Annotated in this window: 25 protein-coding genes and 1 pseudogene; 15 read left to right on the forward strand and 11 right to left on the reverse strand. The window is 71.7% G+C overall.

From position 1 onward, the window contains the following. Positions 1–74 precede the first annotated feature (74 nt). Together ACLQ3F_RS17525 and ACLQ3F_RS17530 are read right to left on the reverse strand one after the other, a co-directional pair. Positions 75–482 carry a CoA-binding protein gene (locus tag ACLQ3F_RS17525; protein WP_196928457.1) on the reverse strand — a complete coding sequence of 136 codons (408 nt, stop codon included), beginning with the start codon at positions 480–482 and terminating at the stop codon, positions 75–77. A gap of 19 nt (positions 483–501) precedes the next feature. Then, positions 502–1,545, reverse strand: a complete 1,044-nt coding sequence (locus tag ACLQ3F_RS17530) for an Rv2578c family radical SAM protein (RefSeq protein ID WP_425850125.1) — start codon at positions 1,543–1,545, stop codon at positions 502–504. 93 nt (positions 1,546–1,638) lie between these two features. Here ACLQ3F_RS17530 and ACLQ3F_RS17535 point away from each other — a divergent pair, with 93 nt between their 5' ends. Then, complete coding sequence (locus ACLQ3F_RS17535) at positions 1,639–2,058, forward strand: thiol-disulfide oxidoreductase DCC family protein (protein ID WP_112620689.1); 420 nt, start codon at positions 1,639–1,641, stop codon at positions 2,056–2,058. Here ACLQ3F_RS17535 and ACLQ3F_RS17540 read toward each other — a convergent pair. The 3 genes from ACLQ3F_RS17540 to trxA all read right to left on the reverse strand — a co-directional run bounded on the left by ACLQ3F_RS17540 (position 2,022) and on the right by trxA (position 3,946). After that, complete coding sequence (locus ACLQ3F_RS17540; RefSeq protein ID WP_357195468.1) at positions 2,022–2,993, reverse strand: HTTM domain-containing protein; 972 nt, start codon at positions 2,991–2,993, stop codon at positions 2,022–2,024. The genes ACLQ3F_RS17535 and ACLQ3F_RS17540 overlap by 37 nt on opposite strands. Continuing rightward, positions 2,990–3,430, reverse strand: coding sequence for a hypothetical protein (locus ACLQ3F_RS17545; protein ID WP_355005113.1), 441 nt, complete (start codon positions 3,428–3,430; stop codon positions 2,990–2,992). Before ACLQ3F_RS17545 ends, ACLQ3F_RS17540 begins: the two co-directional genes overlap by 4 nt. A 153-nt stretch (positions 3,431–3,583) precedes the next feature. After that, the gene (gene trxA / locus ACLQ3F_RS17550; RefSeq protein WP_007455291.1) at positions 3,584–3,946 is read right to left on the reverse strand and encodes a thioredoxin; all 363 of its coding nucleotides are present in this window, start codon (positions 3,944–3,946) and stop codon (positions 3,584–3,586) included. 548 nt (positions 3,947–4,494) lie between these two features. Between trxA and ACLQ3F_RS17555 the strand changes: the two genes are divergently transcribed. The 11 genes from ACLQ3F_RS17555 (at position 4,495) to ACLQ3F_RS17605 (ending at position 12,920) form a co-directional block, all read left to right on the forward strand. Next, entirely contained in the window at positions 4,495–5,010 is a 516-nt protein-coding gene (locus tag ACLQ3F_RS17555) for a MaoC family dehydratase (protein WP_030486570.1), read from the forward strand. A 93-nt stretch (positions 5,011–5,103) separates the two neighbouring features. After that, positions 5,104–5,640, forward strand: a complete 537-nt coding sequence (locus ACLQ3F_RS17560) for a hypothetical protein (RefSeq protein WP_357261686.1) — start codon at positions 5,104–5,106, stop codon at positions 5,638–5,640. 51 nt (positions 5,641–5,691) lie between these two features. After that, entirely contained in the window at positions 5,692–6,315 is a 624-nt protein-coding gene (locus tag ACLQ3F_RS17565; protein ID WP_425850130.1) for a TrmH family RNA methyltransferase, read from the forward strand. 79 nt (positions 6,316–6,394) lie between these two features. Then, positions 6,395–7,072 (forward strand): DUF6758 family protein, encoded by a 678-nt coding sequence (locus ACLQ3F_RS17570; RefSeq protein ID WP_425850133.1) that lies wholly within the window; start codon positions 6,395–6,397, stop codon positions 7,070–7,072. A gap of 116 nt (positions 7,073–7,188) precedes the next feature. Beyond that, entirely contained in the window at positions 7,189–7,347 is a 159-nt protein-coding gene (locus ACLQ3F_RS17575) for a hypothetical protein (protein WP_007455302.1), read from the forward strand. Between the two features lie 6 nt (positions 7,348–7,353). Further along, on the forward strand, positions 7,354–8,229 hold the full coding sequence (locus ACLQ3F_RS17580; RefSeq protein WP_357195457.1) for a PH domain-containing protein: 876 nt from the start codon (positions 7,354–7,356) through the stop codon (positions 8,227–8,229). A 103-nt stretch (positions 8,230–8,332) separates the two neighbouring features. Next, entirely contained in the window at positions 8,333–9,115 is a 783-nt protein-coding gene (locus ACLQ3F_RS17585) for a SigE family RNA polymerase sigma factor (protein WP_357195454.1), read from the forward strand. Then, entirely contained in the window at positions 9,112–10,374 is a 1,263-nt protein-coding gene (locus tag ACLQ3F_RS17590; RefSeq protein ID WP_357195451.1) for a hypothetical protein, read from the forward strand. The genes ACLQ3F_RS17585 and ACLQ3F_RS17590 overlap by 4 nt, the downstream gene beginning before the upstream one ends. A 53-nt stretch (positions 10,375–10,427) precedes the next feature. Beyond that, complete coding sequence (locus tag ACLQ3F_RS17595) at positions 10,428–11,300, forward strand: PHP domain-containing protein (protein WP_425850136.1); 873 nt, start codon at positions 10,428–10,430, stop codon at positions 11,298–11,300. 41 nt (positions 11,301–11,341) lie between these two features. Continuing rightward, positions 11,342–11,956, forward strand: coding sequence for a MarC family protein (locus ACLQ3F_RS17600; RefSeq protein ID WP_091394729.1), 615 nt, complete (start codon positions 11,342–11,344; stop codon positions 11,954–11,956). A gap of 43 nt (positions 11,957–11,999) precedes the next feature. Beyond that, positions 12,000–12,920, forward strand: a complete 921-nt coding sequence (locus ACLQ3F_RS17605; RefSeq protein WP_425850138.1) for a RecB family exonuclease — start codon at positions 12,000–12,002, stop codon at positions 12,918–12,920. Between the two features lie 19 nt (positions 12,921–12,939). Here the strand turns inward: ACLQ3F_RS17605 and ACLQ3F_RS17610 are convergent, their stop codons facing one another. Both ACLQ3F_RS17610 and ACLQ3F_RS17615 read right to left on the reverse strand, forming a co-directional pair. Further along, on the reverse strand, positions 12,940–13,803 hold the full coding sequence (locus ACLQ3F_RS17610; RefSeq protein WP_357195442.1) for an oxygenase MpaB family protein: 864 nt from the start codon (positions 13,801–13,803) through the stop codon (positions 12,940–12,942). Between the two features lie 59 nt (positions 13,804–13,862). Then, positions 13,863–14,291, reverse strand: coding sequence for a Fur family transcriptional regulator (locus ACLQ3F_RS17615; protein WP_357195440.1), 429 nt, complete (start codon positions 14,289–14,291; stop codon positions 13,863–13,865). 202 nt (positions 14,292–14,493) lie between these two features. On the opposite strand from ACLQ3F_RS17615, the gene ACLQ3F_RS17620 reads away from it, so the two are divergent. Continuing rightward, the gene (locus ACLQ3F_RS17620; protein WP_425850307.1) at positions 14,494–14,976 is read left to right on the forward strand and encodes a DUF2231 domain-containing protein; all 483 of its coding nucleotides are present in this window, start codon (positions 14,494–14,496) and stop codon (positions 14,974–14,976) included. Between the two features lie 34 nt (positions 14,977–15,010). On the opposite strand, the gene ACLQ3F_RS17625 is transcribed toward ACLQ3F_RS17620, so the two are convergent. Further along, positions 15,011–15,520, reverse strand: a complete 510-nt coding sequence (locus tag ACLQ3F_RS17625) for a hypothetical protein (RefSeq protein WP_425850140.1) — start codon at positions 15,518–15,520, stop codon at positions 15,011–15,013. 170 nt (positions 15,521–15,690) lie between these two features. Here ACLQ3F_RS17625 and ACLQ3F_RS17630 point away from each other — a divergent pair, with 170 nt between their 5' ends. After that, positions 15,691–15,873, forward strand: coding sequence for a hypothetical protein (locus ACLQ3F_RS17630; RefSeq protein WP_355005124.1), 183 nt, complete (start codon positions 15,691–15,693; stop codon positions 15,871–15,873). Positions 15,874–15,996: 123 nt separating this feature from the next. Here the strand turns inward: ACLQ3F_RS17630 and ACLQ3F_RS17635 are convergent, their stop codons facing one another. Next, positions 15,997–16,194 carry a hypothetical protein gene (locus ACLQ3F_RS17635; RefSeq protein WP_357195433.1) on the reverse strand — a complete coding sequence of 66 codons (198 nt, stop codon included), beginning with the start codon at positions 16,192–16,194 and terminating at the stop codon, positions 15,997–15,999. Positions 16,195–16,487: 293 nt separating this feature from the next. Here ACLQ3F_RS17635 and ACLQ3F_RS17640 point away from each other — a divergent pair, with 293 nt between their 5' ends. Next, a complete protein-coding gene (locus ACLQ3F_RS17640) occupies positions 16,488–16,694 on the forward strand; it encodes a hypothetical protein (RefSeq protein WP_425850323.1) in 207 nt (68 codons plus the stop codon). Between the two features lie 14 nt (positions 16,695–16,708). On the opposite strand, the pseudogene ACLQ3F_RS17645 reads toward ACLQ3F_RS17640, so the two are convergent. Further along, positions 16,709–16,915, reverse strand: a pseudogene (locus ACLQ3F_RS17645) (FmdB family zinc ribbon protein); the annotation flags it as partial. Continuing rightward, positions 16,912–17,589, reverse strand: coding sequence for a 5-formyltetrahydrofolate cyclo-ligase (locus ACLQ3F_RS17650; protein ID WP_425850144.1), 678 nt, complete (start codon positions 17,587–17,589; stop codon positions 16,912–16,914). The gene ACLQ3F_RS17650 and the pseudogene ACLQ3F_RS17645, both read right to left, overlap by 4 nt. Positions 17,590–17,615 lie beyond the last annotated feature (26 nt).

A 17,615-nucleotide genomic window follows, 5' to 3' on the forward strand; every position in this document is an offset into this window, starting at 1 on the left:
CGGTTGTCCGATTGACCCTCATGCCGGGTTTGTCGCGACAGTAAGTGCAAGATCGCGGTGGGGGTGGGGGTGGGTCAGGGCAGGCGGGTCAGGTTGGCGGCGGCGCGTTCGACGATGAGGCAGCGGTCTTCGACGTAGTCCATGCCGGCCTCCTCGGCGATCCGCCGCGCCTCGGCCGAGACAATGCCCAGTTGCAGCCAGACCGCGGGAGCGCCGATCGCCGCCGCGTCCCGCACCACCTGCACGGCGTCAGCCGCCGGTCGGAACACGTCCACCAGGTCCACGGGGTGCGGAATGTCGGCGAGGGTCTTGTAGGCCCGTTCCCCGAACAGTTCGTCGACAGTCGGGTTGACCGGGATGATGCGCCAGCCGTACTGCTGCATCTGCAACGGCACGCCGTGCGCGGCCTTGAACGGGTCGCGGGACGCGCCCACGACGGCGATCACGGCGGAGTCGGCGAGGATCTGCTGAGCGGTACGCACCCGCCGACTGTAGCTCCGATCAGAGCAGCGTCAGCTGCTCGGCTGACGGTGGCGGCGACTCGGGCAGGCTGCGGTTGTCGCCCCGCTCCCCGCGGTGCAACCCGTGTCGCCGGGCGGCGATCCGCACCCGTGCGGTCAACTCCCGCTGGTACGCCTGCGGCGTGTACGCGCCGGCCCGGTAGAGCTCGCGGTAGCGGGGCACGAGGCGCGGGTGCTCGCGGGCGAGCCAGTGCGCGTACCACTCCCGAGCCCCCGGACGCAGGTGCAGCGGCAGGGCGGTCACGCTCGTCGCGCCGGCGGCGGCGATGGCTGAGACGGTGGCGTCGATCGACTCGTCGCTGTCGCTGAGGCCGGGCAGGATCGGGGCCATCAGCACCCCGACGGAGAAGCCGGCGTCGGCGAGCGCCCGGACGGCGTCCAGTCGGCGGCGGGGGTGTGGTGTGCCCGGTTCGACGGTGCGCCAGAGGTGTTCGTCGACGAAACCCACCGAGAAGGAGATGCCCACCGTGGTCACCTCGGCGGCCTGACGCAGGAGTGGCAGGTCGCGCAGGATCAGCGTGCCCTTGGTGAGGATCGAGAACGGGTTCGCGAAGTCTCGCAGGGCACCGATGATCTGCGGCATCAGCCGGTAGCGACCCTCGGCCCGCTGGTAGCAGTCGACGTTGGTGCCCATCGCCACGTGGGCGCCCCGCCAGCGCGGCGCGGCCAGCTCCCGCCGGACCAGCTCACCGGCGTTGACCTTGACGATCACCTTCCGGTCGAAGTCCGCACCGGCGTCGAGATCGAGATAGGTGTGAGTATTTCTCGCGTAGCAATAAACGCAGGCATGAGAGCAGCCCCTGTACGGGTTGATCGTCCACTCGAACGGAACGCGGGACTGCCCGGGCACCCGGTTGAGGATGGACTTGGCCTGCACCTCGTAGAAGGTCATCCCGGCGAACTCGGGGGTGTCGAAGGTGCGGGCGACGGCGCCGGGCAGCGCCAGCGGCAGGGGTGGCGTCGCTGGCGCTGCCCGCTCGGGGTCTCCCTCGACCGGGGGAGCGGTGAGGTTGTCCCAGCGCATGGGCACTATTCGAACACGTGTACGAGGCAAGCGCAAGTGACCCGCCGTACACCGGTGGGCGTCCGGGTGGTCGGAGAGGGAAGGATGGGAGCCATGGAGACGTCGACCTTCGTCTACGACGGGGACTGCGCGTTCTGCACGAGCTGTGCGGAGTTCATCGAGCGCCGCATCCCCACCGCCGCACGCGTGGTGCCCTGGCAGTTCGCCGACCTGGACGCGCTCGGCCTCAGCGTGGCCGAGTGCGAGGAGGCCGTGCAGTGGGTCGGCGCGGACGGCTCACGCGCGGCCGGTCCGGACGCCATCGCGAAGCTGCTCGCCGCGAGTGGTCCGCTCTGGCGGGTCGCCGGCGCCGGCCTGCGGATTCCTCCGGTACGCGTCGCGGCCTGGCCGTTGTACCGCTGGGTGGCGCGCAACCGGCACCGACTTCCCGGTGGCACGGCGGCCTGCTCCCTGCCGCAGGAGGCCCGGGAGCGGCTCTACGGGCCGGCCGGTCGCCCGACCACCGGCGCCTGATCGTCGCGTGCCGGCCCCGAGCCGGCTGTCACCGGGCCCTGGTCGGTCGGCACCGGGTCGACGTCGGCCGGGCGCGGCACCGAGGCGTCCGTCGTGGCCGCCTCGGGAGAGCCGCGGCCGACGAGCCGGCGCGCCCAGACCAGCGGGCGCACCCGCTCCAGCGGCAGGAAGCTGGTCATCGCGGCCAGGTGCGGCGCGAACGAGATCGTGATGGTCGCGATGGTGACCGCGTGGAACGAGTAGAAGAAGCCGACCATGGCGAGTCGCCAGCGGGGTGGCAGGAAGAAGACCACCGGACTCAGCAGTTCGAACGCCACGATGCCGAACTGGGCGACGATCAGCAGGTACGGCACCTGGGCGATGAGGTCGGCCAGGTCGGTGCCGCGCCGGATGATCGCGCGGGCCAGGACCGAGCCGGTCAGCCAGTCCAGGCCGCCGAACCGCAGCTTGGCGAAGGCGGCCAGGAAGTACGTGCAGATCACCGCGATCTGGGTGACGCGTAGGGCCCAGCCGCCGGCCTCGGTGCGGGTGGTGTCGCCGTGTCGCGCGCGGCCGGCGGTGGGCAGCACGGCCAGTGCGACGAGCAGCCCGAACCGGTCGTGGTCGACCTTCCCGTAGCTCATCGCGATGATCATCCACTCCAGGTACAGCGCGCACACCGCCCAGCCGAGCAGCCGGGGCGCTCGTCCGGTGGCGGCGAGGAGGGCGAGCAGCAGCAACGCCCAGAAGATCACCGTCACCAGCGTCTCGGTTGGCGTCGGCAGTGGGAGCAGGCGGCCGATCAGGAGTGGTTGGTACAGGTCGCCGGGCACGCTTACCCGGGTGCGTACCCAGGGGGTGAAGATCACCAGGTCGGCGGCGACGAACAGGTAGATCAGGGTGCGGAAGGCGGCCACCCGGCCCCGGGGTACGGCCTCGGTCAACCAGCGGTTCATCGGGCGGCCTGCCAGCTCACGACGGTCTGGTCGGTGTGCTCGCCGGTCGGTCGGCCGGCGCGGATGCCGTGCCAGCGGATGACGATGCGGACCTCGACCAGCGCGGGGGCGTCCGGGTGGCGTTCGGCGTACGCGTCGGCGACCTCGGTGAGCAGCGTCGGGTCGGCGGCGTATCGGGCCTGCTGGCCCTCGATCTCGGCGCGGCGGATGCCTGTCGCGTTCTGGTCGAGGTCGATCACCGCCCCGGAGCTGTTCACCCCCTCGACGCGGGTGTCAGGGGCGGGTGCGTTCGGCGGGTTGGAGGTGGAGTACATCCGGAACGGGCCGAACGGGAAATCGTCGTCGCTGCCCCAGAAGGTGCCGACGACGAGCAGGACGAGGCCGAGTGCGGTCGCGCCCAGCCGGGTCACGCGCCCGCGGGTGGTCAGATTCTCCATCGGGTCGTGACGATACGGGATGTACCGACGGCCTCGGGTCCCTCCGATGGCCAGTTCGGCCCGACCAGGCAGGTGATCATGGGTCGAGTCGGCGGGTACGACGAAGGCCGGGCCCGTACCGGGCCCGGCCTCGCGTGTCGTCGTGGGGACGACTCAGTGGTTGTGCTCGGCCAGCTGCTTGCGGACGTCGTCCATGTCCAGCGCCTCGACCTGCTCGATCAGGTTCTCCAGCGCGGACTCGGGGAGGGCGCCCGGCTGGGCGAAGACGATGACGCCGTCGCGGATCGCCATGATCGTCGGGATCGAGCGAATGTCGAACTTGGCGCCCAGCTCCTGCTGAGCCTCAGTGTCGACCTTGCCGAAGACGATGTTCTGGTGCTTCTCCGAGGAGCGCTCGTAGACCGGGGCGAACCGCTTGCACGGACCACACCAGTCGGCCCAGAAGTCGACCAGGACGATGCCGTCGTTGCCGGTCACCTCGTCGAAGTTCGTCGAGGTCAGCTCAACGGTTGCCATTGCACTCTCCGATCACCGCGGTTTATCTACGTCCCGTAGAACCAGGGCTGACCGTATCGAATTCCCGGGGGGTGGGGCACGAAACGTGCCCGGGGCTGCCGGGGGGTGCCGACGGTCATCGACAAGCATCTGTTCACACCCGACCTGCGGAACGCAAGTGCATGACGCACTTGCGTGACCTGCGGTGATGGGAGCGTTTCCAGGGAGATCCACGCGATTGAGCACTACGAATCGGTAACTTGGGCCTTGACAAGGAGGTATCCGGCCTGCGGAGATCGCTGATCAACCTCCGCTTCGTCACTCACAGTAGTGTTACAAAAAGATAAATGTGATCGCGACCTCTGTTGAAGCTACGCACCCGTAGGGCAGAATTCCTCACATCAGAGCGTGGGCGGCGGGTGCCGGGGAGGGCCCCGCCGCTCATTGCGTCTCCCCCCAGGCGAGTGACCCGTGTGACATTTCCGCCGCCGCCGCGCCCCGCCGGTCGCCTTAACCATCGGTAAGGCATGCTGTGCCGAACTCCATCGCCGCCCGTCGAAGGGACCAGCATGCAGTTCGGTCGCTACTACGAGGAGTTCGAGGTCGGCGCGGTCTACCGGCACTGGCCGGGCAAGACCGTCACCGAGTACGACGACCACCTCTTCTGCCTGCTCACCATGAACCACCACCCGCTGCACATGGACGCGCACTACGCCGCGACGGCCAGCCAGTTCAAGCGCAACGTCGTGGTCGGCAACTACATCTACTCGCTGCTGCTCGGCATGTCGGTGCCCGATGTGAGTGGCAAGGCGATCGCCAACCTGGAGGTCGAGTCGCTGCGGCACGTCGCGCCGACCTTCCACGGCGACACGATCTACGGCGAGACCACGGTGCTGGACAAGCGAGAGTCCGGCTCGAAGCCCGACCGGGGTGTGGTGTCGGTGGAGACCCGCGGCTACAACCAGGACGGCACGATGGTCTGCGTCTTCCGGCGCAAGGTCATGGTGCCCAAGCGGGAGTACGCGGCCGCCGCGGTGCCCGACGGCGTGGATCCGGAGCGGCCCAGCTTCCCCGAGCCGCGCTGACGAGTCACGGCGGGCTCGACCGTCGACGAACACCGGGCTCCTTCCCCGGCGCGGGTCTGCTGGGGAAGGGGTCCGGTGCCCGTCGCGGGGCATATGCTGACGCCGGAGGTTCCGATGAGCCACTCCGTCGCGGGAGAGCCGCCCTCTGCCGGCCGCCGAGCCGCACCCTTGACCACCGCTGTCTACTCCGCCGTCGAGTGGGATCTGCTCACCAGCCTGCCCGGTCGGGTCCTCGTGGCCGCCGCGGCACCGGGGCCTGACCGGACGGAGCGTGGAGTGATGGCCGGCCTGGCCGGTCTGGATGCCGTGGCCGCGGGCCGAGCCTCCGACAGCGACCTGGTCCGGGCGGTGGTCGCCACGATCTACGCCCGCCACGACGGCACCCCACAGCCCGCCGAGCGGCTCACCGACCTGGTGGACCTGCTGGCCGCATGCCGGGCGGCGAGCCGGGTCCTCCGGCGGCGGGCCGACCCCGCCGACTCGGCCGCGTACCGCCAGTGGGTGCAGTCGGTCGCGGCCCGGGTCTGTCGCGCGGTGCCCGGCACCGGCACGCGCCGGGTGGACCCACCGGCCAGCCCGGCGGACCGGCGCTTCCTGGACCGGCTCGGTGCCGCCCTCGACCTGGGCTGACCGGCAGGTCGGCGCGGCCGACGGCGACGCGGTCCGTACCCTCTGATGACCGTGACCGACGACCAGCTTGAGGTGGGCGTGGGCCCCTGGCAGGGGGACCCGCCGGACGACAGCCGCTACGACCCGCAACTGCTCGCGGAGGGGGACCGGCGCAACGTCGTCGACCGCTACCGCTACTGGCGGCACGAGGCGATAGTCGCCGACCTGGACCGGCACCGGCACGGCTTCCACGTCGCGATCGAGAACTGGCAGCACGACTTCAACATCGGCACCGTGGTGCGCAACGCCAACGCGTTCAACGCCGCCGAGGTGCACATCGTCGGACGCCGACGGTGGAACCGGCGCGGCGCGATGGTGACCGACAGGTACCAGCACGTACGGCACCACGAGACGATCGAGGAGTTCGTCGCCTGGGCGGCCGAGCGGCAACTGCCGGTGTTCGGCATCGACAACCTGCCCGGGTCGCGTCCGCTGGAGACCGGCACCCTGCCGCGGGACTGCGTGCTGCTGTTCGGCCAGGAGGGCCCCGGCCTCTCCGCGCCGGCCCGTGCCGCCTGCCACCAGCTCTACTCCATCGCCCAGTACGGCTCGACGAGGTCGATCAACGCGGGGGTGGCCAGCGGAATCGCCATGCACGCCTGGATCCGCGCGCACGCCGGTACGCCGCCGGACTGACCCACGTACGGTGCCGAATCGGACGTTCCGGCTTGACGTGCCGGCGGTCCGGGGCGACGGTGGGGATGTGAGTGTCGCGGTGAGTTGTCCGAGATGCGGGGGCCCGGTACGGGCGCCGGATCTGATGAACACCGACTCGAGATGTGCGCGCTGCGGCCCGGTGCCGCCATTGCACGTGCCCGAGCACATCGGAGCGGACATCGTGGCGAGCGTGGTGGAACGGATCACCGCGACCGGCGATCCACCGGTGACACCGCTGTGGTGCCCGTGGCCGCTGCCGCCCGGTTGGACACTCACCGGCGTGGCGTACGCCGGGGACGACCGCACGGGTGTGCGGGCGACAGTGGTGGCGTGCGCGGGCCCCGCGCCCCTCGGTGGTGGTCCGGCCGATCTGGTCTTCGTGGCCGAGGAACCCGGTGTCGGCCTGGGCACCCGCCTCGCCGGTCTGACCGGGCCGGACCCGGGACCGGAGTTGGTGGACGCGTTGACCGACCCGGGGCCGGGTCACCCTGACCACGTCGGACAGGCGAAGATCAAGGTCGGTGGGCACCCCACTCCACTGTGGTTGGTGAATTCTCCAACGGATCGAAGCGCGTACGCCGGCGAAGCTCGGGGAATGTGGCTCCATGCGATAGCCTGGCCGGCGAGTGCGGGTCACCTGCTCGCGGAAGACGTCGTGCTACACGACCTGACCGAGTGGACTCCGCCCGAGCTCGTGTACGGCGCACCGTCCCCGTATCTACCCGGTAGAGCTTGACAACTCTTCCGGATTGACGGAGAACGGACGCAGATATTCACTGTACGACACCACACTGATACTCTGGGTGCCGCTGCGGTAATGGGACCCGGCGCCGCGCGAGAGGATGGCCCGCCATGGTCAAGAAGGTCCTCACCTGGGCCGGAATCGCATTCTTGATCTTCTTCGTCGCCTATCGACCAAACTCGGCGGCGGACGTGTTCAAGTCGCTCGGCGGCGGGATCATGGATATCGCCCAGGGGTTTGGCGACTTCTTCACCAGCCTCGTCGCCTAGCCGCCGATGGGCAGCCCCTCCGGTCCACCCTTCGACCCGGACGACCCCGACCGGGAACGTCGCGAGCGCGACACCGAGCCGATCCCGCGGATCGGGCCTGATGACGGCCCGGGCTACGGGGCCGGCCCCGGCCTGTCCGACGGTCCGTCCCTTTCGGACGACGTCGGCTATGGCGACGGGCCCGGCTACGCCGGCCAGGGTCGTTCCGGTCGGGGGTGGATCCGAGATCCGGAGGCCAGCTACCAGCCGCCGCAGATCTCCGAGGACGAGCTGGCCGGGTTGCGTGCCGACGCGACCGGCTCGACCCCTCGGCGGGTGCTGCCGCTGGAAGACGAGCCCAGTTCGCTGGTGGCTCGCTACCTCTTCCCCACCGAGCGCTACCGGGGCGAGTGGAAGCGACACTGGATCCACCTCAGCAACCCGCTGTTGATCGGCGTCGCGGCGACCTTCGTGCTCGGCTATCTCTCCGGCTTCCTCGCCGGTCAGGACGTCGGCGCGTTGACCACCATCGCCGTGCTGCTGTGGTTCGCGGTGATGGGCTGGGTGGCGTGGAAGGTCGCCGACTGGTGGTATGACCGGTTCATCCTGACCAACAAGCGGGTCATGGTGGTCAACGGGATCGTCACCCGCAAGGTGGCGATGATGCCGCTGGTCCGGGTCACCGACATGAAGTACGAGCAGACCCCGACCGGTCGAGCGCTCAACTACGGCACCTTCGTGCTGGAGTCCGCCGGCCAGGAGCAGGCGCTTCGCGAGGTCAAGAACCTGCCCAACCCGAACGAGCTCTACCTGCGCGTCGTCGAGGAGATGTACGAGCCGCAGGCCGTCGAGGCGCGGCTCGGCAAGGAGGCCGACGAGGCCAAGGCCGACGACGGGGCGTGAAGGTTTTCGACCGAACATCGGAGCAAGTGCGCACCTTTCGTCATGGACCAGACCGCCCCTGACGTGGCACTCTGCCAGGACGGCAGGGGTGTGGAGGTGGGCGGTGGCGAGCAAGGACTCGTTGGAGGAGCAGTTCCGCGAGTTCGTCGCGGCCCGCTCCGCCGCGCTCCTGCGCACCGCCTATCTGCTCACCGGCGACTGGGCCACGGCCGAGGACCTGCTCCAGACGGCGCTGACCAAGACCTACCTGGCGTGGAAGCGGCTCGGCGGGATCGAGGCCGTCGAGCCGTACGCCCGGCGTGTGATGGTCAACACGTCGACCAGTTGGTGGCGGCGGCGCTGGCACGGCGAACGCCCTACCGAGGTGCTGCCCGAGCGGGCCGGTGTCGACGAGATCGAGCAGCAACTTGACCGGGATCTGCTCTGGCGGCATCTCCGGGAGTTGCCCAACCGGCAGCGGGCAGTGCTGGTGCTGCGCTACTACGAGGACATGTCGGAGGCGCAGACCGCCGCGATGCTGGACATTTCACCGGGCACGGTGAAGAGCCAGGCGTCCCGGGCGCTCGCCACGCTGCGTCGGCGACTGGGCGCGGACGCACCGGAGCTGGCAGCCGCCGCCGGCATCGCCGGCCGGACTGGCGCTGCCGACAGTGCTGCGGGCGCGATCGGCGCCGGCGGCCGGGCGGCGGGCTCGGGTTCCCGGACCGGGCGGGTCCCGGCCACCGGTGCCGCTGCCTCACCCCGTCCCGGACGGGCGGCTGGCCGACCCGTGCCCCGCCCCACCGCTCCGCGCCCTGCCGTGCCGCGCGGGATCGATCCGCAGGTGGTCCTGCCCACCGCCCCGGCGGCCGTGCCCGTCGGCACGGGCTCCGGGGAACAGCAGTGAGTCAGTTCCCCGGCCGACGCGACAACCTGACGGACGGCCCGCAGCGTTCCTACCAGGTGCGGCCTGACGAGTTGGAAGGTGCGGTGCGGGAGACCCTCTCGCACCAGGTCGCCCTTGCCCGTCCGCTGAGCGTCGACCCGGCCGGCCAGGCCATCCGTCGCGCGAACCGGATCCGGCGTCGACGCACCGCCGCCGGCCTCGCCCTCGCGGCGGCCACCACCGTGCTGCTCAGCGCCGGCATGGCCCAGCTCGGTGCCGAGACCAGGCGGGACGGCTCACCCATCGTCGTGATCGGCGACCCCGACCCGACCAGTCGACCGTTCCCGACGGCCAGCATTCCCGGCCCCGACCCCTCGCCCACGGCGTCGACCTCGCTCATCGCCAGCGAGACGCTGGTCAGCGCCGACGGGCGGCGGCTGGTGTTGTCCGACGTCGGGCCGGCCGAACGCGTCCAGCCGCTGCCCAGCGGAGGCGGTTGGCTGGTGGTGGGCGCGCCGAGCACCGCCGGGCGCTTTCTGTGGGTGGTGCAGGACGACGGCCTGGTACAGGTGCTGCTGGCCGGTGCCGGCGCGATCGTCCTGGCCCCGGACAGCCGCCAGGTCGCCTGGCGCGACGGAGGCGATCTCCTGACGGCGGGTGTGGTCGGCACCCAACTCATCGGGTCGGTGCGCACTCCGATGCCGGCGGCGGCGGAGCCCGTCCGGTTCGTCGGTGACAGCGTGCTGGTCCGCCTCGACCCGGCCAGCGCCGGTCACACACTCTGGCGGCCCGGTGCGGGGCCGCTGCCCGACGCCCTCGACCGGAAGAGCCTCAACGTCTACGGGCAGCTGCCCGACGGGCGGCTCGTCGGGCAGGTCAGCACGGCCGATCCGGACCGGACCTGCCTTGCCATCCTCACCCCGACACGTCACCTGGACCCGGTACGCACGGGCTGCGGTCCGGACCTGAGCCAGGACGGCGTCGGCGGGGTCTCGCCGGACGGGCGGTGGCTGCTGGTCAACGAGGACAGCGGCTCGGCCGGTCGGTCCCTGCTGGTCGACCTACAGCGGCTCGGACCGGGTGCGACAGCCGTCGCGGCCGGGCCGCCGATGACCGGGGCGATCGTCTGGAGCGACGAGGCTCAGGCCTCCTACCTCGACGGCGACGGCGAGCTGGTCCGGGTCGACGTCGGCCAGGTGCGGGCGGGAAAGCCCGCCGGCCCCGCTGCGGTGCCCGGCGTGCCGGCCGGAGAGCGGCCGATCCTGGTGCAGGGCTTCTGACCCCAGGTGGCCCATGTGAGCCGGGCTCACCGTTTCCTCGGTAACGTCGGGCGGTGACCTCGCGTACCGGCCCCGCCTCCCGGATCGACCTGCACGCCCATTCGACGGCCAGCGACGGCACGCTGACCCCGGCCGAGCTGGTCGGCGCGGCCTCCGACGCCGGGCTGGACGTGCTGGCGATCACCGACCACGACACCACGGCGGGCTGGGCGCCGGCAGTGGCCGCGCTGCCACCCGGTCTGCGCCTGATCCGGGGTGCGGAGTTGTCGTGTCGCTGGTCCGGTCCGCAGCCCGCGGTGCCGCTGCACCTGCTCGCGTACCTGTTCGATCCGGGTCACGCGGAGCTGGTGGCCGAGCTGGCGCGGGTCCGGGCCGCCCGGGAAGAGCGTGGCGAACGGATCGTCGGCCTCCTGCGGGCCGACGGCATCGACGTGAACTGGCCGGACATCCTCGTCGGCGCGGGTGGCGGCACAGTGGGACGTCCGCACATCGCGCAGGCACTCATCCGCGCGGGCCTGGTCGGCAGCGTCCGGGAGGCGTTCGGCCCGGACTGGCTGGGCGAGCGGTACCGGCTGCCCAAGGAGGACATCGACGTGTTCCGGGCCGTTCGGCTGGTCCGGGCGGCCGGAGGCGTGCCGGTCTTCGCCCACCCGCGAGCCACCCGACGCGGCCGGGTCGTGCCCGACGAGCTGATCGCCGAGCTGGCCGCCGCCGGGCTCGCCGGGCTCGAAGCCGACCACGAGGACCACAGCCCGGCCGAGCGGGAACACGTGCGGGCGCTCGCCGCCGAGCTGGGCCTGCTCGTCACCGGCTCCTCGGATTTTCACGGCACCCACAAGACCGTCCAACTCGGCGCGTTCAGCACCAGCGTCGAGGCGTACGAGCGGATCGTCGCCGAGGGGGTGACCGAGGTCGCTTCGGGCTGATCCGGGTATTTCGCCCATCGCGACGCGGCTAGGTTGATCACGTGGATCTGAAGCTGTTCGGCGAGGTTTTCGTGACTCTGCTGGTGATCACCGACCCGCCGGGCATGATGCCGATCTTCCTGGCGCTGACCGGCCCCCTGCCCGCCCGCGACCGCAACCGGGCAGCCTGGCAGGCCGTCGCGTTGGCGCTCGGCGTCATCGTGATCTTCGCGGTGGCGGGGCAGACCCTGCTCGACTACCTGCACGTGGACCTGCCGGCGTTGCAGGCAGCCGGTGGGCTGCTGCTCGTGCTCGTCGCCCTTGAGCTGCTGACCGGCAAGGCCGACGACCCGAGCCAGCAGGTCACCTCCAACATCGCCCTGGTGCCGCTGGGCACGCCGTTGCTGGCCGGCCCGGGTGCCATCGTGGCCACCATGCTCTTCGTCCAGCAGGCCGACGGGCTGGGAGAGTTCAGCGCCATCGCCGTGGCGATCCTCGCCGTGATGGTCGCCGTCTGGATCGTCCTGCGCTTCTCCGGCGGCATCGTGAAGATCCTCCGGCCGGGCGGGATCGAGGTGCTGACCCGGATCGCCGGCCTGCTGCTGGCCGCGATCGCCGTGCAGCTCATCGCCGACGCGGTGGCCGCCTTCGTCACGCAGTACGTGAACATGGCCTGACGGCACACGCGCGATGTCGGAGATGGATGGCAGGATCTGAGACGTGCGACGATCCTCATCAGCGGGGCGGCCGGCCGCCGGCGGCCGGGCCCCGCGGCAGCGCGCCGGCGACGCCGAGCAGCTCGGCTTCGAGGGCATGCCCGAGCGGCTGTTCGTCTGCACCCCGAGCAAGCTCGGCGCGTACGCGGACTGCCCGCGTCGCTACCGCTACTCCTACGTCGACCGGCCCGCCCCACCCAAGGGCCCGCCGTGGGCGCACAACTCGCTCGGCGCCAGCGTGCACACCGCCCTGAAGAACTGGTATGCGCTGCCCGCCGACCGAAGGCGTCCCGAGGTGCTGGCCACACTGCTCAAGGGCACCTGGGTCCGCGAGGGCTACCGCGACGACGAGCAGGAACGGGCCGCCTACCGGCGGGCGTTGGGGTGGCTGGAGTCGTACGTCGAGACGCTGGAGCCGGATTCCGACCCGCTCGGCGTGGAGCGGGTGGTGGCGGTCAAGACCGCGGTGCTGGCGTTCAACGGTCGTACCGACCGGATCGACTCGCGGCCCGGCCCGGACGGGCCGGAGCTGGTCATCGTGGACTACAAGACCGGCCGCACCGGGCTGGACACTGACGACGCCAGGGGCTCGCAGGCGCTCGCGCTCTACGCGTACGCCGCCGAGCGGGTGTTTCGTCGGCCGTGCCGCAGGGTGGAGCTGCACCACCTGCCGACCGGCACGGTCGCCGGCCACGACCACACAGTCGAGTCGCTGGCCCGACAACTGACCCGCGCGGAAGAGACGGCCCGCGACATCATGGCCGCCGAGCGGGCAGTCGCCGACGGCGCCGACGCGGACGAGGCTTTCCCGGTGGCGCCCGGCCCGCGCTGTGGCTGGTGCGACTTCCGGCGGCACTGCCCGACGGGCGCACAGGTCCCGGGCAAGGAGCCGTGGGCGGCAGTGGACCGGCCGGCCGACGGCTGATCTCCTGCCGAATGTCGGGTCAGCCGGCCAGCGAGGCGGCAGCGTGCCGCGCGGCCCGCTCCTTGGCCGCCTGAATCAACGGCCCCTCCAGGTAGCGACGGGGGACGGCGGCGAACGCGAGCCGCAGCGCGCGCACTGTCAGGTCCGCCGACAGCGCGGTGGTCGGTAGACCGGGACCTCCGTACATCCGGCGTGCCCACGCCGGCAGCAGCGCGAACGCGGTGCTGGCGATCCCCAGGTACGCCCAGCGTGGCGGGCCCAACGTGAGCCCCAACCGGACCGGCAGGCTGAGCTTCCACGGCAGCGGCGGGGCGGTGAGGAACACCGCCGTCTCGGCGGCCTCCCGGGTCATCCGCAACTGTGGCCGTACGGCCTCGTAGTAGTCAGCGACCTCGGCGGCGGTCCCCGGGACGGTGGCCGGGTCCAGGCCGACCAGGGCTGCGGCGCGGCGCTGCTCGGTGTAGTAGCCGTCCACCTCGTCGTCGCTCAGCGGCAGCCCGGCGCGTCGGGCCGTGCTCAGGAACGACTCGACCTCGGTCACGTGCACCCAGCGCAGCAGGTCCGGTTCGTCGATCCTGAACTGTTCACCGGTGAGCGTGTCGGTGGCCCGCAGGCGGTCGTGCAGGCGGCGCAGCCGGGCCCCGGCGGCCTCCGCCTCGGCGGTGGTCCCGTAGACGGTGGTCGCCACGTAGGTGGCGGTGCGGAGCAGTCGACCCCAGGCGTCGGTGCGGTAGTTGCTGTTCTGCGCGACCCCGGCCATGGCCCGGGGGTGCAACGCCTGGAGGTAGAGCGAGCGCAGGCCGGCGACGATCAGGATCGGCTCCTCGTGCACCTTCCACGTGACCGAACCCGGACCGAAAAGGCCGAGGTCATCGGAGTCCACCGCACAAGAGTGCCACGATCGGGCCGACCTCGCCGGTCACGTGCCTCCGGTGCGGATGCTCAGACGTCGGCGGAGCGGCGGGCCCGGCAGCCCGGGCAGAGGCCCCAGAAGGTCACTTCGGCCTCGTCGACCTCGAACCCGTGCGCGCTGCTCGGCTCCAGGCACGGTGCGCTGCCCACCGCGCAGTCGATGTCGGCGATCTCGCCGCAGCCTCGGCAGACCACGTGGTGGTGGTTGTCGCCCACCCGCGCCTCATAGCGGGCGGGACTGCCCGCCGGCTCGATCCGTCGGGACAGCCCGGCCCGGGACAGCGCGCCCAGTACGTCGTAGACCGCCTGGGTGGAGACCGAGTCGAGGCGTTCGCGCACCCGCCGGGTGATCTCGTCGACCTCCAGGTGGCCGCCGTCGGCCAGCACGTCGAGCACCGCGAGGCGGGGGCGCGTGACACGCAGACCCCTCGACCGCAGCAGCTCCTCGGCACCGGACATTGGCCAATGACAACACGCTCGACCCGCATCGACAACCGTCGCCCGCTCCGGGTGGCCACCGACACAGCCAGGCAAGATCGGGAGTACGGCCCCAGCGAATGAACCCGATCGACGTGGCGCGCGTGTCATCCGTCGAGAGCCTGGGGACGATCGGCGGACCATAGGCTGAACACCCCTGACCATGATCCACCTGGAGGGTTCGATGTTCGAGGAGATCCTGGGTCTACCGGTGCACGTCCTGGTAATCCACGCGGTCGTCGTGTTCGTACCGCTGCTGGCGGTGCTGGCCATCGCGTACGTGGGGCTACCGCGGTGGCGGCACCGGCTGGACTGGGCCCTGGGCCTCCTCGCCGTGGCCGCGCCGGTGACCGCCTACGTCGCGGTCAAGTCGGGTGAGGCACTCACCGACGCGCTGGTGGCCCGGGGCTTCCAGGGGCCGATCCTCGATCAGATCTTCGAGCACAGCCGCTACGGGGACATCCTGTTACGCGTCGTGGTGCCGCTCGGGGTCGTGGCCATCCTGCTGCTCGTGGCGACGAGTGGGCACCCCCGGGTGCCGCGCCTGCCGGCGCTGGTCATCCCCGTGCTGGCGGTAGCGGCAGTGGGGCTTTCCATCGCCGCCCTGATCTACGTCTACCTGACCGGCCACTCCGGCGCCGAGACGGTGTGGGGCACCACCCTCTGAGCCGCTGGCCGGCGCTGCCGCCCGGGGGTGGGCATCAGAAGATGACCCGCGAGCAGAGCAGACAGAGCAGTACCAGCAGCACCACGCCGGCCGCCGCCCCGAAGCCGTAGGTGACCCGCTGCGATCGCTGCTCGGCCGCGTCCAGGTCGGCCATGTCCTGCGGTGGCAGCCGTCGCGGCGGCGCCGGCTGCAGATGTACGGGTGGACGCCAACCCGCCGGCGGCGGCACGCTCGGCGGCGGGCCGGAGTATCCGCTGGCAGGGCCTCCCGTCGGCGCTGGCGCGGTTGGTGCGGGCGGCGGCGGGCCTGCGTTCCCGCTGGTAGTGCCCCCTGCCGACGCCGGTGCGGGCAGCGGGCCCGCGTTCCCGCTGGGCGGGTGGCCCGTCGATGCTGGGCTGGCCTGCTCGTTCTGCTGCGGGTGGGTGGGCCCGGCCGGTGGTGTGGTCGCGGGCGCGGCGGGAGGTTGGCCGGCCACCGCGTCGTCACCGGTGTCGGGCCGTCGCCAGTAGTCGTCCGGGTCGCTGCCACCGCTGGGGGTCGTCACGCCGTCCGACGCTACCAACGCCACCGGCGGCCCGGTCGCTTCTGGCCGGCGCGCCCACTGTCGGCGGTCCGGCCGGCGTGCCCAGTGCCGGCGGTCCGGCTGGCTCTGGCCGGCGTGCCCACCGCCGGTGGCCCGGTCCACCGCCGTCGGCTGCGCTAGTCTTGCCGCTCGTGAGCACCGAGGACCCTGGCACGCACGGCGCACCGCGAGACGATGACCGCGCCGTCGACCTGAGCGAAGACTTCGTGGTGCTGCCCGAGCAGACCACCGACGACACCGACCGTGGTTGGGGTGAGCGGTCGGGCGGCAACGACGACTGGCTGCTCGCCGAACGCCCCCCGCACTGGGAATGACCCCCGCAGGCTCGGCCAGACCCTGACGATCTCGATCCGCCAGCTCCTGCCCTGGGCGGTGGCCGGTGCTCGACCGGGGCGGATGCCTGTCCTGCTGCGCTCGCCCGACCGACCTTGGTCGGCCTACCGGGTCGGGTCGTCCGCCACCGATGGCGAGTCGGAGGGCACGGCGGTCGGAGGGCATCCGGTCGGGGTGTGCAGGACCGCGGCGGCCAGGCCGAGCAGCGCGGCGACCAGACCGGCCCGGAGCAGGGTGCGCCCGCCGGGCAGAGTGAGCTGGCGCAGCGGGCGCAACGCCCGCGCGGAATCTGGATCGACCATCGCCTCTGCCGCCTCCCGTCCCCGAGCGCCGCAGCGGCACTCATGCAGGGGAGGCTAGGCAGTTCCCGCCGCCTCGGCCGACCCACGGCCACCGCCTGTGGACAACCGCCCGGCCTGTGGACAACGCGCATCCGCCGGTGCGATCTGCTAGGAGAATCGCTTTGATCGACTCGGGATCAGGGAAAGCGGGCGGTCAGAGCGACGGGGACAGGCCGACTTCCTGGAACCCGAGTCGATCGAGGCTCGACCCGTGGTGGGGTCGGGCCTTCGGCGATCAGGACGTGGAGCTGGCCGTGGCCGCCTTGCCGCCGCCCGATGCGCCCGAGGAGGACGACGACCCCGAGGACCCCGACCCCGAGGACGAGGACGACCCGGACGAGGACGAGGACCCCGAAGAGGACGACGAGCTGTCAGCGGAGGACGACTCGGACTTCGCCGGCTTGGTGGTCGTGCCGCCGGCGGTCGTCTCGGAACCGGACGCCCGGGAGTCGGTGCGGTAGAAGCCCGAACCCTTGAAGACGATGCCGACCGAGTTGAAGACCTTGCGCAGCCGCCCCTGACACGCCGGGCACTCGGTCAGCGGCTCGTCAGAGAAGGACTGCACCGCCTCGAGCTGCTCACCGCACGTGGTGCAGGCGTACTGGTACGTGGGCACGTTCTCCTCCGGATCTGGGCTCAGCCAGTTGGCACTCGACGTATTCGAGTGCCAATGGTGCGTCATTCGCCCCGGGTTCGTCCAGCAGACGTGTGGGGCGCGACACCGTGCGCCGCACCCGGGCCGCCGTCAAGCGTACGCACCCCGTCGGCGGGAGTGACGACCGCGCGCACCCGACGGTCGTGGGGCTCTGCCGGCAGCGCCTCGACCAGCTCACCGTCGTGCAGCGGCACCACCGTCAGGGCCGCCGCGGGGACCCGGGCGAGGGCGCGGTCGTACGACCCGCCACCGCGCCCGAGCCGCCGACCGTGGTGGTCGACCGCGAGAGCCGGAACGACCACGAGTTCCGCGTGTGCCACGGCGGCCAGCCCGAGACGGGCACCGACCGGTTCTCGGATACCCCGTCCCGCAGCGATCACGGCATCGGGCCCGGTATACGCCGCCCAGTCCAGATCCAGGTCACCGAGGAGCACCGGCAGCAGCAACTCGGCGTCCGCCGGCAGCGCCGCCCGCAGCACCTCGGGCAGGTCGGGCCCGCCCGGTTCGGAGCCGACCGGCACGTACGCCGTCATCCGGTGTGGGCGCAGTCGGCGTACCAGGGCGACCAGCTCGGCCTGCACGCGCCCGGCGGCGGCTGCCCGGGTCGCGGCGGGCAGCGACCGGCGGCGGGCGAGCAGCTCGACGCGGGTGTTCCGCTTCGCCACTCGGGTCACTTCCGCTTCATCAGAAAATTCCGGCACGCAACACTCCTGACGCAACGCCTCTC

This window comes from Micromonospora sp. DT15 (assembly GCF_049841475.1).
Classification (GTDB): Bacteria; Actinomycetota; Actinomycetes; order Mycobacteriales; family Micromonosporaceae; genus Micromonospora.